Genomic DNA, 14,145 nt, shown 5'->3' on the forward strand with positions numbered 1-14,145 from the left:
CGGTGGGCTCGCATAGGCTTCCGGTGTGGAACCAGATCTCTTCACCGCAGCCGCCGAGGACCGCCGGGAGAAGGACCCCGCGAGCTCCCCGCTCGCCGTCCGGATGCGCCCGCGCACCCTGGACGAGGTCGTCGGCCAGCAGCACCTGCTGAAGCCGGGCTCACCGCTGCGGCGGCTGGTGGGGGAGGGCGCCGGGGGACCGGCCGGGGCCTCGTCGGTGATCCTGTGGGGGCCGCCGGGCATCGGGAAGACCACCCTCGCCTATGTGGTCAGCCAGGCCACGCAGAAGCGGTTCGTCGAGCTGTCGGCGATCACGGCGGGCGTCAAGGAGGTCCGGGCCGTCATCGAGGGCGCCAAGCGCGCCGCCGGCGGCTACGGCAAGGAGACCGTCCTCTTCCTCGACGAGATCCACCGCTTCAGCAAGGCGCAGCAGGACTCGCTGCTGCCGGCCGTGGAGAACCGCTGGGTCACCCTGATCGCGGCGACCACGGAGAATCCGTACTTCTCGATCATCTCCCCACTGCTGTCGCGCTCGCTGCTGCTCACGCTGGAACCGCTGACCGACGAGGACCTGAGCGCGCTGATGCGGCGCGCGCTGACGGAGGAGCGGGGGCTGGGCGGGGCGGTCACCCTGCCGGCCGACGCCGAGGCGCACCTGCTGCGGATCGCCGGGGGAGACGCCCGCCGGGCGCTGACCGCGCTGGAGGCGGGGGCCGGCTCGGCCATCGCCAAGGGCGAGGAGGAGATCACCCTCCGGACGCTGGAGGAGGCGGTCGACCGGGCCGCGGTCCGCTACGACCGGGACGGCGACCAGCACTACGACGTGGCGAGCGCGCTGATCAAGTCGATCCGGGGTTCGGACGTGGACGCCGCCCTGCACTACCTGGCCCGGATGATCGAGGCGGGGGAGGACCCCCGGTTCATCGCGCGGCGCCTGATGATCTCCGCGAGCGAGGACATCGGCCTGGCCGACCCGACGGCCCTGCCGCTCGCGGTCGCGGCTGCCCAGGCGGTGGCGATGATCGGCTTCCCGGAGGCCGCCCTGACCCTGTCGCACACCACCATCGCGCTGGCGCTCGCGCCGAAGTCGAACACCGCCACGACCGCGATCGGCGCCGCGCTGGCCGACGTACGGGCCGGGCTGGCCGGGGCCGTGCCCGCGCACCTGCGGGACGGGCACTACAAGGGCGCGGCGAAGCTGGGGCACGCGGTGGGCTACGTGTACCCGCACGACGTGCCGGGCGCCATCGCCGCGCAGCAGTACGCGCCGGACGAGATCCACGGCAAGCGGTACTACGAGCCGACGCGCTACGGGGCCGAGGCGCGGTACGCGGACGTGGTGGACAAGGTCCGCGAGCGCCTGCGGGGCTCCGGCTCCTGAGGGCGCGGGGCCGCTAGTGCTGTGGCCGGAAAGGTTTGCCGGGGCGCGTCTCCCCCAGCTACCGCTGGGAGGTGCCCCCAGGTGCGGTGCATCGCAAGGCGGAGGCCCGCGGCTCGTACTGGACGTACTTGCGCGGTCCGACAACGCAGCGAGGTGCCGTGCCGGGGGGCGCGCCCCGGTGAACCTTGCCGGTCACAGCACTAGGCTCCCGGCATGGGACGCCGTGCTCCGCTCATCGCCGCCGTGGCGGCGGCGCTGCTGGCCGGCGGCTGCCATCACGGGGACGCCGAGACGGCCAGGGCGAGCGCCGCCCCGCTGGTGGGGCGGATCCCGCTCGCGAGCCCCGGGTTCCCGCCGGACGCCGCCACCGCGAAGGCGCTGCTGGCGGGGCTGAAGGTCGAGTGGGGCCGGAACTGGCAGACGTACCAGCGGGAGAAGTTCGGCAGGTACTGGTCGGACGAGACCGGCGCCGTCGGCGGGCGCAACGGCTGCGACACCCGGGACGACGTCCTGCGCAGGGACCTCGCCGAGCTGCGCGAGGGCGACCGCAACCCCTGTGTGGTGGTGTCCGGTGTGCTGCACGATCCGTACACCGGCAAGGAGCTCCCGTACTCCTACCGGCGCGCCTCGCAGATCCAGACCGACCACGTCGTGGCGCTGGGCGCGGCCTGGCGGGGCGGTGCGTACGCGTGGACACCGCAGCGCAGGCTGGAGTACGCCAACGACCTGGACGTACTGCTCGCTGTGGACAAGCAGACCAACCAGGACAAGGGCAGCAGGACGGCCGACAAGTGGCGGCCGCCGCGGCAGGCGTACTGGTGCGAGTACGGGCGGCGCTACACCGGCATCAAGGCCAAGTACCGGCTGTCCGTCACCCCGCCCGAGAAGCTCGCGCTCCAGGAGCTGCTGGCCGCCTGCCCTCAGTGAGCGGCGGCGGCGAACAGGGCGCGCATCGCCCGGCGCAGGCCGCAGACGTCCGTCACCGGCTGCGGGAAGTCGAAGCGGGCGTCGAAGGAGGCCCGGCCGGGGCCGCCGGTGAAGCGCACGCGCAGCCCGAGACGGTCGAGGGCCAGCGGGACGGCCGTCATCCCGGCCGCCGCCCGGGATCCCAGCAGCCCGCACAGGTCGGCGACGCGCTCGGCGTGTGCGGAGGCCAGGTGCTGGAGCAGCTCCGACTCGTGGGCCGTCAGCGGGTCCGGCTCGGCCGCGGCCAGCTCCTCCGGGTCCACCTGCTCGGCGCCCCACAGGTCGTCCACCCGGATCTCGCCCACCTCCAGGCGCAGCAGCGTCCAGGCCGGGCGGCCGGCGTACGGCGGGTCCAGCGACTCCGAGATGCCCAGCAGCTCGCCCACCGGCCGGCGCTCCGCGAGCAGCGCCGCGCAGGCCGCGCGGTCGTCCCCGCGCACCGGGGTCAGCCACCCGGCGAGGCGGGCGCGGCCCCGTATACGATGGGGCACGGACACCGGCGCCACATCCGTGATCTCGATCACGGCCGTGAGGTCGTCGTCCTGGGCGTGAGCGGCTGCCCTGGCAGCCGCGGATTCCCCTGATACCAGGAGAATCACGTCCCCGTCCGGGGTGACGGTCCGTGCGACCGGCACCCCTGTCCACCACTCCGCCTGGTCAGGAGCACCCGGCAGCGTGAGGGATACTGAGGCGTTGGACTCTACGAGGGTTCGTACGCGTTCGGCTCCGGTGAGCTGCCGAACGCCTTCCCTGGGACGCGGCTGACCTTGCTTAACGTCGTCGAAAGCGGATTCCGTTTCGTTGGAATCCGAACTTCGCTGCGCACTGGGCAGGGGGATCCCATGTGGTCGAGACATTACGTCCTCCTCGATAAGGTAAGCCTCACCTAACTTACATGGAGGTAGGTTCCCCGTGAACCAGAAGCGACCCAAGGTCAAGAAGTCGCGTGCCCTCGGCATTGCGCTGACCCCGAAGGCCGTCAAGTACTTCGAGGCCCGCCCCTACCCGCCGGGCGAGCACGGCCGTGGCCGCAAGCAGAACTCGGACTACAAGGTCCGTCTGCTCGAGAAGCAGCGTCTGCGCGCTCAGTACGACATCTCTGAGCGTCAGATGGCCCGCGCGTACGACCGCGCCAAGAAGGCCGAGGGCAAGACGGGCGAGGCGCTGGTCGTCGAGCTCGAGCGTCGCCTCGACGCCCTGGTCCTGCGTTCGGGCATCGCCCGCACCATCTACCAGGCCCGCCAGATGGTCGTTCACGGCCACATCGAGGTCAACGGTGGCAAGGTCGACAAGCCGTCGTTCCGTGTCCGCCCGGACGACGTCATCACCGTGCGCGAGCGCAGCCGCGAGAAGGTTCCGTTCCAGGTTGCCCGTGAGGGTGGCTACGCAGGCGAGGGCGAGACCCCGCGCTACCTGCAGGTCAACCTGAAGGCCCTGGCCTTCCGCCTGGACCGCGACCCGAACCGCAAGGAAATCCCGGTCATCTGCGACGAGCAGCTCGTCGTCGAGTACTACGCCCGCTGATCCAGCGGCCGTAGCCCTCACAGGCTGGTGTCGGCCCGCCGTCCCCTCCGGGGGGCGGCGGGCTTTCCCGTTCCCGGGGGCCCTTCCTGTCGCGTGGGGCGCGGAGAGTACTGTTCCGGACGCGCCGGGTGCCAGGCGGGTTCCCGGGAGCGTCCGCCGGACCCGGAATTCCGGTACTGCGGCGGATCTCCGGCGCGATAGGGTCGGAGCAAGACTTTTCTCCGTAGGTATCCAGAATCAGGGAGCGGTGCAACGTGTCCGGTGGAGAGGTGGCCGGCATCCTCGTGGCCGTCTTCTGGGCCATCCTGGTGTCCTTCCTCGCGGTGGTGCTGGTGAGGCTCGCCCAGGTGCTCCGGGCGACCACCAAGCTCGTGGCCGACGTCACCGAGCAGGCCGTCCCGCTGCTGGCGGACGCCTCGACCACCGTCCGCTCCGCCCGTACCCAGCTCGACCGGGTCGACGCCATCGCGAGCGACGTCCAGGAGGTCACCTCCAACGCCTCCGCCCTGTCCTCCACCGTGGCCACCACCTTCGGCGGACCCCTGGTCAAGGTCGCGGCCTTCGGCTACGGCGTCCGCAAGGCGCTGGGCCGCACGGAGGACGTGCCGCAGAAGACCTCCCGGCGAACCGTGATCGTCGGCCGTACGGTGCCGGCCGCCCGGCGCCGGAAGCAGAAGGGCTGAGACCGCCGATGTTCCGCCGAGCCTTCTGGTTCACCGCCGGCGCCGCCGCCGGCGTGTGGGCCACCACCAAGGTCAACCGCCAGCTGAAGAAGCTGACGCCGGAGAGCCTCGCCGCCCAGGCCGCCGACAAGGCCCTGGAGGCCGGGCACCGCCTCAAGGACTTCGCCCTCGACGTCAAGGCGGGAATGACGCAGCGCGAGGACGAGCTGAACGACGCACTGGGGCTCCACCAGGATCCCGACCGGCTCGACAACGTCACCGCCCTCCCCGGGCCGCGGCGGCTGCGGGCCATCGAGCACCACCAGAACGAACAGACCACCCACCGTTCGAGCCGCTCGGCGGTTAAGTACAACCGGAATGAGGACCACTGATGGAGTCGGCTGAAATCCGCCGCCGCTGGCTGAGCTTCTTCGAGGAGCGCGGTCACACCGTTGTCCCTTCGGCGTCGCTCATCGCGGACGACCCGACTCTGCTGCTGGTCAACGCGGGCATGGTGCCCTTCAAGCCGTACTTCCTCGGTGAGACCAAGCCCCCGGCGCCCCGCGCCACCAGCGTGCAGAAGTGCGTCCGCACCCCGGACATCGAAGAGGTCGGCAAGACCACCCGCCACGGCACGTTCTTCCAGATGTGCGGCAACTTCTCCTTCGGCGACTACTTCAAGGAAGGCGCCATCAAGTACGCCTGGGAGCTGCTCACCAGCTCCGTGGCGGACGGCGGCTACGGCCTGGAGCCGGAGAAGCTCTGGATCACCGTCTACCTCGACGACGACGAGGCCGAGACGATCTGGCGCGACGTGATCGGCGTCCCCGCCGAGCGCATCCAGCGCCTGGGCAAGAAGGACAACTTCTGGTCCATGGGCGTCCCGGGTCCCTGCGGCCCCTGCTCCGAGATCAACTACGACCGCGGCCCGGACTTCGGCGTCGAAGGCGGCCCCGCCGTCAACGACGAGCGCTACGTGGAGATCTGGAACCTGGTCTTCATGCAGTTCGAGCGCGGCGCCGGCGACGGGAAGGAGGACTTCCCGATCCTCGGCGACCTGCCGTCGAAGAACATCGACACCGGTCTGGGCCTCGAGCGACTCGCCATGATCCTCCAGGGCGTACAGAACATGTACGAGACCGACACCCTGCGCGTGGTCATGGACAAGGCCACCGAGCTGACCGGCGTGCAGTACGGCGCCGCGCAGAGCACCGACGTCTCGATGCGCGTGGTCGCCGACCACATCCGCACCTCCGTCATGCTCATCGGCGACGGGGTCACCCCCGGCAACGAGGGCCGCGGCTACGTGCTGCGCCGCATCATGCGCCGCGCCATCCGCAACATGCGCCTCATGGGCGCCACCGGCCCGGTCGTCCAGGACCTCGTGGACGTCGTGATCAACACCATGGGGCAGCAGTACCCGGAGCTGGTCACCGACCGCAAGCGCATCGAGACCGTCGCCCTCGCCGAGGAAGCCGCCTTCCTCAAGGCCGTCAAGGGCGGCACCAACATCCTCGACACCGCCGTGACCGAGACCAAGGCCGCCGGCGGCACGGTCCTCTCCGGCGACAAGGCGTTCCTGCTCCACGACACCTGGGGCTTCCCGATCGACCTCACCCTGGAGATGGCCGCCGAGCAGGGCCTCTCCGTGGACGAGCCCGGCTTCCGCCGCCTGATGCAGGAGCAGCGCGACCGCGCCAAGGCCGACGCCAAGGCCAAGAAGACCGGCCACGCCGACATGTCGGCCTACCGGGAGATCGCCGACGGCTCCGGCACCACCGAGTTCACCGGCTACGCCACCACCCAGGGCGAGTCCACCATCGTCGGCCTGCTGGTCAACGGCGTCTCCGCGCCCGCCGCCTCCGAGGGCGACGAGGTCGAGGTCGTCCTCGACCGCACCCCCTTCTACGCCGAGGGCGGCGGCCAGCTCGCCGACCAGGGCCGCATCAAGCTCGACTCCGGCGCGATCATCAACGTCCGCGACGTCCAGCAGCCGGTGCCCGGTGTCTCCGTGCACAAGGGCTCCGTCCAGGTCGGCGAGGTGACGGTGGGCGCCTCCGCGTACGCCGCCATCGACGTCAAGCGCCGCCTGGCCATCGCCCGCGCCCACTCGGCCACCCACCTGACCCACCAGGCGCTGCGCGACGCGCTCGGCCCCACGGCCGCCCAGGCCGGCTCCGAGAACTCGCCCGGCCGCTTCCGCTTCGACTTCGGCTCCCCGAACGCCGTCCCCGGCTCGGTCCTCACCGACGTCGAGCAGAAGATCAACGACGTGCTCTCGCGCGAGCTCAACGTCACCGCCGAGGTCATGAGCATCGACGAGGCGAAGAAGCAGGGCGCCATCGCCGAGTTCGGCGAGAAGTACGGCGAGCGCGTGCGCGTCGTGACCATCGGCGACTTCTCCAAGGAGCTGTGCGGCGGCACGCACGTCGGCAACACCGCCCAGCTGGGCCTGGTGAAGCTGCTCGGCGAGTCCTCCATCGGCTCCGGCGTGCGCCGCGTCGAGGCCCTCGTCGGCGTGGACGCGTACAACTTCCTCGCCAAGGAGCACACGGTCGTCGCCCAGCTCCAGGAGCTGGTCAAGGGCCGTCCGGAGGAGCTGCCGGAGAAGATCGCCTCCATGCTCGGCAAGCTGAAGGACGCCGAGAAGGAGATCGAGAAGTTCCGCGCGGAGAAGGTCCTCCAGGCCGCCGCCGGTCTCGCCGCCAACGCCCAGGACATCCGCGGCGTCGCCCTCGTCGTCGGCCAGGTGCCGGACGGCACCGGCGCCGACGACCTGCGCAAGCTGGTCCTGGACGTCCGCGGCCGCATCCTCGGCGACCGCCCGGCGGTGGTCGCGCTGTTCACCGTGGCGAACGACCGCCCGCTGACCGTCATCGCCACCAACGAGGCGGCCCGCGAGCGCGGCCTCAAGGCCGGTGACCTGGTCCGCGCCGCCGCCAAGACCCTCGGAGGCGGCGGTGGCGGCAAGCCTGACGTGGCCCAGGGCGGCGGCCAGAACCCGGCCGCCGTGCCCGAGGCCATCGCCGCCGTCGAGCGCCTCGTCGTAGAGACGGCCTGACGATGACGCTGCGCCGTGGCCGCCGGCTGGCCATCGATGTCGGAGACGCCCGGATCGGGGTCGCCTCGTGCGACCCCGACGGGGTGCTCGCCACACCGGTGGAGACCGTCCCGGGCCGGGACATCCCCTTCGCCCACCGGCGGCTGCGGCAGCTCGTGGAGGAGTACGAGCCCCTCGAAGTCGTCGTCGGCCTCCCCCGCTCGCTCAGCGGGCGGGAGGGGCCGGCCGCGGCCAAGGTGCGCGCATTCGCGAACGAACTGGCCAAGGGAATCAAGCCGGTGACGGTCCGTCTGGTGGACGAGCGGATGACCACGGTCACCGCCGCCCAGGGCCTTCGGGCCTCCGGGAGGAACGCGAAGAAGGGCCGTTCGGTCATCGACCAGGCGGCCGCTGTGGTCATCCTGCAGAACGCTCTTGAGACCGAACGGGTATCAGGTAATCCGCCCGGCGAGTGCGTCGAAGTGGTTGTCTGATCGCGATACGGTAACGTTCCGCGCCATGAGACGGCATTCGAACAGCCGTCGCTCACCACCAAAGAGGCGGAACCGGGTGTCGCGGCCGACGGAAGCCGTGGCCTTCGTCTCGCGGCTCTAGGGGACCGATGACCGAGTATGGCCGGGGCGGCGGCTCCGAACCGTGGCACCCTGAGGATCCCCTGTACGGGGACCAGGGGTGGACCGCGCACCAGACCCAGCAGGGGCAGGTGCCCTACGGCGGCGACCCGCAGCAGCACTACGCGCAGCCGCAGGAGCCGCAGTACCAGCAGCAGTACGCCGGCCAGTACCCGCAGCAGTACGCCGGGCAGGGCTACGCCGAGCAGGCCTACGCCCAGCAGGTCCAGCACCAGCAGATGCCCCAGCCCATGGCCCCCCAGCCCGTGTACGGCGACGGCCAGGGCTGGGACACCGGCCAGGGCCAGTACGCGGCCGCGGCCGTGCAGGCCGACCCGTACGCGGGCGCGGACCCGTACGCGCAGCAGGCCGTCGCGGCCTACCCCGGCGAGGCCCCCGACCTGTACACCACGGCCGAGGCCTACCCGCCGCCGCAGCCGCCCGGCCAGCGCCACCTGGAGCCGGAACGGGTCGAGGAGCCGCTGGACGAGGAGTCCGAGGAGCCGGAGGAGTCCTTCCTCGCCGCGGGCGGCCGCGGCTCCGACGACGGCGACGACCCGGCCGGGCGCGGCCGCCGAGGCGGCCGGGGCAAGGGCGGCAAACAGAAGAAGAAGCGCAGCGGCGCCGCCTGCCTGATCGCCGCCCTGGTGATCGTCGGCGTCGTCGGCGGTGGCGGCTACTACGGCTACTCCTACCTCAAGGAGCGCTTCGGGCCGACCGAGGACTTCGCCGGCGAGGGCTCCGGCGAGACGGTCGACGTCGAGATCCCCAAGAACGCGGGCCTGGGCCAGATGGGCCGGATCCTCAAGGAAGCCGGCGTGGTCGCCAGCGCCCAGGCCTTCGTCGACGCCGCCAACGCCAACCCCAGGGGCAAGTCCATCCAGCCCGGCGTCTACCCGATGAAGAAGAAGATGTCGGGTGCGGCCGCCGTCGCGCTGATGATCGACCCCAGCAAGCTGAACGTCCTCACCGTGGCCGAGGGCTGGCGCAACACCAGGGTCTACGAGGCGATCGACAAGAAGCTGGGCAAGCCGGAGGGCACCACCAAGGAGATCGCCCTGCGCGAGGGCAAGAACCTGGGCCTGCCGGCCTGGGCCGGCAACAACCCGAAGGTCGTGGACCCGCTCGAGGGCTTCCTGTACCCGGCGCGCTACGACCTCAGCAAGGACACCACTCCCGAGTCCCTGCTCAGGCAGATGGTCAAGAGCGCGTCCGACAAGTACGTCGAGCTGGGCGTCGAGGGCAAGGCCAAGGACCTGGGCCTGGAGAACCCGCTCCAGGTGGTCACGGTCGCCAGCCTCGTCAACGCCGAGGGCAAGAACCACGACGACTTCAGGAAGATGTCCGAGGTGGTCTACAACCGCCTCAAGAAGACCAACGACGTCACGAACCAGCGGCTCCAGTTCGATTCGACGTACAACTACATCAAGAACCAGAGCGAGATCAACTTCAGCCTCAAGGAAGCCCAGAAGTTCGACAACCCCTACAACACGCACTTCGTCAAGGGGTTGCCGCCGGGCCCGATCGGGAACCCCGGAACGGAAGCGCTGACCGCTACGCTCAACCCGGACCACGGCGGCTGGATGTTCTTCGTGTCGGTCGACGGCGACAAGACGACCTTCACCAAGACCTACGAGGAGCACCAGAAGCTCGCCGACGAGTTCCAGGCACGGCAGAAGCAGAAGAACGGCGGGTAGCAGGACATGTCACGGATACGGGCCGCGGTGCTGGGTTCGCCCATCGAGCACTCCCTCTCACCGGTGCTGCACCGTGCCGCCTACCGGGAGCTCGGCCTCGACGACTGGTCCTACGACCGCTTCGAGACCGACGAGGCCGCGCTCCCCGCCTTCGTGGCCGGCCTCGGCCCCGAGTGGGCCGGGCTGTCGCTGACCATGCCGCTCAAGCGGGCGATCATCCCGCTGCTCGACGGGATCAGCGACACCGCCGCCTCGGTCGAGGCCGTCAACACGGTCGTGTTCACCGAGGACGGCCGGCGCCTGGGCGACAACACCGACATCCCCGGGATCGTCGCCGCCCTGCACGAGCGCGGCGTCGAGAAGGTGCCGTCCGCCGCCATCCTCGGGGCGGGGGCCACCGCCTCCTCGGCGCTCGCCGCCCTCGCGCGGATCTGCACCGGCGAGGTCACCGCGTACGTCCGCTCGCGCGCCCGGGCCGACGAGATGCTCCAGTGGGGCGAGCGGCTCGGCGTGCCCGTCCGTACGGCCGACTGGTCCGAGGCGGCGGGGGCGCTGACCGCGCCGCTGGTCATCGCCACCACCCCGGCGGGCGCCACGGACGAGCTGGCCCCCGCCGTGCCGGCCGCGCCCGGCACCCTCTTCGACGTCCTGTACGACCCCTGGCCCACCCCGCTGGCCGCCTCCTGGTCGCAGCGCGGCGGCACCCTCCTCGGCGGCCTCGACCTGCTCGTCCACCAGGCCGTGCTCCAGGTCGAGCAGATGACCGGCCGCACCCCGGGCCCCCTCGCCGCCATGCGGACCGCCGGCGAGGCGGCCCTGCGCGCCCGCCACTGACCCGGCGGGCGCGGGACTCCCAGTCCGTCAGCTGGACCGAGATCGGTCCGACGGCCCGGACATGGGAGGATTCGGGTACGGCGGGTCCGGTCCGCGCACCCGGGCGCGTCGTCGCAGTACCAGGCGCGAGCATGAGGAGCATCGTTGAGCAGGTTGCGTTGGCTGACCGCAGGAGAGTCGCACGGACCGGCACTGGTCGCGACGCTGGAGGGTCTTCCCGCCGGCGTCCCGGTCACCACCGCGCTGGTGGCCGATCACCTGGCCCGGCGCCGACTCGGCTATGGCCGCGGTGCGCGGATGAAGTTCGAGCAGGACGAGATCACCTTCCTCGGCGGCGTCCGCCACGGTCTCTCGCAGGGTTCGCCGATCGCCGTCATGATCGGCAACACCGAGTGGCCCAAGTGGGAGACCGTCATGTCGGCCGACCCGGTCGACCCCTCGCTGCTCAAGGACACCGGCCGTAACGCGCCGCTGACCCGCCCCCGCCCCGGCCACGCCGACCTCGCGGGCATGCAGAAGTACGGCTTCGACGAGGCCCGGCCGATCCTGGAGCGCGCCAGCGCCCGCGAGACCGCCGCCCGCGTCGCCCTCGGTGCCGTCGCCCGGTCCTTCATCAAGGAGGTCGCGGGCATCGAGATCGTCTCCCACGTGGTGGAACTGGCCGCGGCCAAGGCCCCGTACGGCGTCCTCCCGACCCCCGCCGACGTCGAGAAGCTCGACGCCGACCCGGTGCGCTGCCTCGACGCCGACGCGTCGAAGGCGATGGTCGCGGAGATCGACCAGGCCCACAAGGACGGCGACACCCTCGGCGGCGTCGTCGAGGTCCTCGCGTACGGCGTGCCCGTCGGCCTCGGCTCCCACGTCCACTGGGACCGCCGCCTCGACGCCCGCCTCGCCGCCGCGCTCATGGGCATCCAGGCCATCAAGGGCGTCGAGGTCGGCGACGGCTTCGAGCTGGCCCGCGTGCCCGGCTCCCAGGCCCACGACGAGATCGTCTCCACCCCCGAGGGCCTCAAGCGCACCTCCGGCCGCTCCGGCGGCACCGAGGGCGGCCTGACCACCGGCGAGCTGCTGCGCGTACGGGCCGCGATGAAGCCCATCGCGACCGTGCCGCGCGCCCTGGCCACCGTCGACGTGGCCACCGGTGAGGCGACCGTCGCGCACCACCAGCGCTCCGACGTCTGTGCCGTGCCCGCCGCGGGCATCGTCGCCGAGGCCATGGTCGCGCTCGTGCTGGCCGACGCCGTGGTCGAGAAGTTCGGCGGCGACTCGGTCCCCGAGACCCGCCGCAACGTCCGCTCGTACCTCGACAACCTGCAGATCCGGTGACCGGCGGCCCCCTGGTCGTACTCGTCGGACCCATGGGTTCCGGCAAGTCCACGGTCGGCGGCCTGCTCGCCGGCCGGCTCGGCGTCCCCTACCGGGACACCGACGCGGACATCGTCGCGGCCACCGGCCGGGAGATCTCCGACCTCTTCGTCGACGAGGGCGAGCCGTACTTCCGTGAGCTGGAGCGCCGGGCCGTCGCGGCCGCCGTCGCCGAGCACACGGGCGTCCTCGCCCTCGGCGGCGGCGCCGTCCTCGACGAGGGCACCCGCGCCCTGCTCACCGGACTGCCCGTCGCCTACCTGTCGATGGACGTCGAGGAGGCCGTGCGCCGCGTGGGCCTCGGCGCCGCCCGCCCGCTGCTCGCCGTCAACCCGCGCCGCCAGTGGCGCGAGCTGATGGAGGCCCGGCGCCACCTGTACACCGAAGTCGCGCGCGTCGTCGTGGCCACCGACGACCGCACCCCCGAAGAGGTCGCCCAGGCGGTCCTCGACGCTCTGGAGTTGAAGGACGTATGACAGACCAGGTGACGCGGATCCACGTCGGCGCCAGCGCCGGACACGACGCGTACGACGTGCTGGTCGGCCGGCAGCTGCTCGGTGAGCTGGGCGGCCTGATCGGCAAGAAGGCCCAGCGGGTCGCCGTGATCCACCCCGAGGCGCTGGCCGAGACGGGCGAGGCGCTGCGCGCGGACCTGGCGGAGCAGGGCTACGAGGCGGTCGCCATCCAGGTGCCGAACGCCGAGGAGGCCAAGACCGTCGAGGTGGCCGCGTACTGCTGGAAGGCGCTCGGCCAGTCCAACTTCACCCGCACCGACGTCATCGTCGGCGTGGGCGGCGGCGCCACCACCGACCTGGCGGGCTTCGTCGCGGCCAGCTGGCTGCGCGGGGTGCGCTGGATCGCCGTACCGACCACCGTCCTGGCGATGGTGGACGCGGCCGTCGGCGGCAAGACCGGCATCAACACCGCCGAGGGCAAGAACCTCGTCGGCGCCTTCCACCCGCCGGCCGGGGTGCTCTGCGACCTCGCCGCGCTGGAGTCGCTGCCGGTCAACGACTACGTCAGCGGCCTGGCCGAGGTCATCAAGGCCGGATTCATCTCCGACCCGGTGATCCTCGACCTGATCGAGGAGGACCCGGCGGCGGCCCGTACGCCCGCCGGCCCGCACACGGCCGAGCTGATCCGCCGCTCCATCCAGGTCAAGGCCGACGTGGTCTCCAGCGACCTCAAGGAGTCGGGGCTGCGGGAGATCCTCAACTACGGCCACACCCTCGCGCACGCCATCGAGAAGAACGAGCGCTACAAGTGGCGGCACGGCGCCGCGGTGTCCGTCGGCATGGTCTTCGCGGCCGAGCTCGGCCGGCTGGCCGGACGCCTGGACGACGCCACCGCCGACCGCCACCGGGCGGTGCTGGCCTCGGTGGGCCTGCCGCTGACCTACCGCGGCGACCAGTGGACCAAGCTGCTCCAGACCATGCAGGTCGACAAGAAGTCCCGCGGCAACCTGCTGCGCTTCATCGTCCTGGACGGCCTGGGCAAGCCCACCGTGCTGGAGGGCCCCGACCCGGCCCACCTGGTCGCCGCGTACGGCGAGGTCTCCGCGTGAGCCGCCCGGTGCTCGTCCTGAACGGCCCGAACCTGGGCCGGCTCGGGTCGCGCGAGCCGGACGTGTACGGGGCCACCTCGTACGCCGGGCTCGTGGACAGCTGCCGCACCCTGGGCGCGGAACTCGGCTTCGACGTGGAGGTCCGCGAGACCAACGACGAGGGCGAGCTGGTGCGCTGGCTGCACGAGGCGGCGGACGGCAAGATCCCGGTCGTCATCAACCCGGGTGCCTTCACGCACTACTCGTACGCCATGCGGGACGCGGCCGCGCAGCGCACCGCGCCGCTGATCGAGGTGCACATCTCCAACCCGTACGCCCGGGAGGAGTTCCGGCACACCTCGGTCATCGCGGCCGTGGCCACCGGTACCGTCGCGGGCTTCGGGCTGGGCTCCTACCGGCTGGCGCTGCGCGCGCTGGCGGAAGAGGTCACGGCCTGAGATAACGTTCTCGCATCAGTCGCCTGAACGAGACGGAGTG

General features: G+C 71.7%; 14 protein-coding genes. 13 read left to right on the forward strand and 1 reads right to left on the reverse strand.

The genetic code is table 11. The features are described from left to right. The first annotated feature begins 25 nt into the window (after window positions 1–25). Both OOK34_RS23550 and OOK34_RS23555 read left to right on the forward strand, forming a co-directional pair. Window positions 26–1,381 carry a replication-associated recombination protein A gene (locus tag OOK34_RS23550; protein ID WP_267035836.1) on the forward strand — a complete coding sequence of 452 codons (1,356 nt, stop codon included), beginning with the start codon at window positions 26–28 and terminating at the stop codon, window positions 1,379–1,381. A 213-nt stretch (window positions 1,382–1,594) separates the two neighbouring features. Next, complete coding sequence (locus OOK34_RS23555; protein ID WP_267035837.1) at window positions 1,595–2,308, forward strand: HNH endonuclease family protein; 714 nt, start codon at window positions 1,595–1,597, stop codon at window positions 2,306–2,308. Here the strand turns inward: OOK34_RS23555 and OOK34_RS23560 are convergent. After that, complete coding sequence (locus tag OOK34_RS23560; protein ID WP_267035838.1) at window positions 2,302–3,204, reverse strand: DUF2470 domain-containing protein; 903 nt, start codon at window positions 3,202–3,204, stop codon at window positions 2,302–2,304. The genes OOK34_RS23555 and OOK34_RS23560 overlap by 7 nt on opposite strands. A gap of 55 nt (window positions 3,205–3,259) precedes the next feature. Here OOK34_RS23560 and rpsD point away from each other — a divergent pair, with 55 nt between their 5' ends. The 11 genes from rpsD (at window position 3,260) to aroQ (ending at window position 14,105) form a co-directional block, all read left to right on the forward strand. Then, a complete protein-coding gene (gene rpsD / locus OOK34_RS23565; protein WP_030294564.1) occupies window positions 3,260–3,871 on the forward strand; it encodes a 30S ribosomal protein S4 in 612 nt (203 codons plus the stop codon). A 254-nt stretch (window positions 3,872–4,125) separates the two neighbouring features. Further along, a complete protein-coding gene (locus OOK34_RS23570; protein ID WP_267035839.1) occupies window positions 4,126–4,554 on the forward strand; it encodes a DUF948 domain-containing protein in 429 nt (142 codons plus the stop codon). A gap of 8 nt (window positions 4,555–4,562) precedes the next feature. After that, on the forward strand, window positions 4,563–4,925 hold the full coding sequence (locus OOK34_RS23575) for a DUF6167 family protein (RefSeq protein WP_267035840.1): 363 nt from the start codon (window positions 4,563–4,565) through the stop codon (window positions 4,923–4,925). Continuing rightward, complete coding sequence (gene alaS, locus OOK34_RS23580) at window positions 4,925–7,594, forward strand: alanine--tRNA ligase (RefSeq protein ID WP_267035841.1); 2,670 nt, start codon at window positions 4,925–4,927, stop codon at window positions 7,592–7,594. The genes OOK34_RS23575 and alaS overlap by 1 nt, the downstream gene beginning before the upstream one ends. A gap of 2 nt (window positions 7,595–7,596) precedes the next feature. After that, the gene (gene ruvX / locus OOK34_RS23585; RefSeq protein ID WP_030028999.1) at window positions 7,597–8,067 is read left to right on the forward strand and encodes a Holliday junction resolvase RuvX; all 471 of its coding nucleotides are present in this window, start codon (window positions 7,597–7,599) and stop codon (window positions 8,065–8,067) included. Window positions 8,068–8,195: 128 nt separating this feature from the next. Continuing rightward, window positions 8,196–9,902 carry an endolytic transglycosylase MltG gene (gene mltG / locus OOK34_RS23590; RefSeq protein WP_267035842.1) on the forward strand — a complete coding sequence of 569 codons (1,707 nt, stop codon included), beginning with the start codon at window positions 8,196–8,198 and terminating at the stop codon, window positions 9,900–9,902. 6 nt (window positions 9,903–9,908) lie between these two features. Next, on the forward strand, window positions 9,909–10,736 hold the full coding sequence (locus OOK34_RS23595) for a shikimate dehydrogenase (protein WP_267035843.1): 828 nt from the start codon (window positions 9,909–9,911) through the stop codon (window positions 10,734–10,736). Between the two features lie 144 nt (window positions 10,737–10,880). Then, on the forward strand, window positions 10,881–12,065 hold the full coding sequence (gene aroC, locus OOK34_RS23600; protein ID WP_267035844.1) for a chorismate synthase: 1,185 nt from the start codon (window positions 10,881–10,883) through the stop codon (window positions 12,063–12,065). Beyond that, window positions 12,062–12,580: a shikimate kinase gene (locus tag OOK34_RS23605; RefSeq protein ID WP_267035845.1), complete on the forward strand. Its 519-nt coding sequence runs from the start codon at window positions 12,062–12,064 to the stop codon at window positions 12,578–12,580. The genes aroC and OOK34_RS23605 overlap by 4 nt, the downstream gene beginning before the upstream one ends. Beyond that, on the forward strand, window positions 12,577–13,668 hold the full coding sequence (gene aroB / locus OOK34_RS23610; protein WP_267035846.1) for a 3-dehydroquinate synthase: 1,092 nt from the start codon (window positions 12,577–12,579) through the stop codon (window positions 13,666–13,668). The genes OOK34_RS23605 and aroB overlap by 4 nt, the downstream gene beginning before the upstream one ends. Further along, window positions 13,665–14,105: a type II 3-dehydroquinate dehydratase gene (gene aroQ, locus OOK34_RS23615; protein WP_267035847.1), complete on the forward strand. Its 441-nt coding sequence runs from the start codon at window positions 13,665–13,667 to the stop codon at window positions 14,103–14,105. Before aroB ends, aroQ begins: the two co-directional genes overlap by 4 nt. Window positions 14,106–14,145: the final 40 nt, after the last annotated feature.

Origin of the sequence: Streptomyces sp. NBC_00091, from assembly GCF_026343185.1 — a bacterium.
Lineage (GTDB): Bacteria > Actinomycetota > Actinomycetes > Streptomycetales > Streptomycetaceae > Streptomyces.

What these genes read in the sequence shown, in the direction of transcription:
- mltG (WP_267035842.1), top strand. Translation starts at nt 8,196, where the DNA reads ATGACCGAGTATGGCCGGGGCGGCGGCTCCGAACCGTGGCACCCTGAG.
- ruvX (WP_030028999.1), top strand. Translation starts at nt 7,597, where the DNA reads ATGACGCTGCGCCGTGGCCGCCGGCTGGCCATCGATGTCGGAGACGCC.
- OOK34_RS23575 (WP_267035840.1), top strand. Translation starts at nt 4,563, where the DNA reads ATGTTCCGCCGAGCCTTCTGGTTCACCGCCGGCGCCGCCGCCGGCGTG.
- aroB (WP_267035846.1), top strand. Translation starts at nt 12,577, where the DNA reads ATGACAGACCAGGTGACGCGGATCCACGTCGGCGCCAGCGCCGGACAC.
- OOK34_RS23555 (WP_267035837.1), top strand. Translation starts at nt 1,595, where the DNA reads ATGGGACGCCGTGCTCCGCTCATCGCCGCCGTGGCGGCGGCGCTGCTG.
- OOK34_RS23595 (WP_267035843.1), top strand. Translation starts at nt 9,909, where the DNA reads ATGTCACGGATACGGGCCGCGGTGCTGGGTTCGCCCATCGAGCACTCC.
- alaS (WP_267035841.1), top strand. Translation starts at nt 4,925, where the DNA reads ATGGAGTCGGCTGAAATCCGCCGCCGCTGGCTGAGCTTCTTCGAGGAG.
- OOK34_RS23560 (WP_267035838.1), bottom strand. Translation starts at nt 3,204, where the DNA reads ATGTCTCGACCACATGGGATCCCCCTGCCCAGTGCGCAGCGAAGTTCG.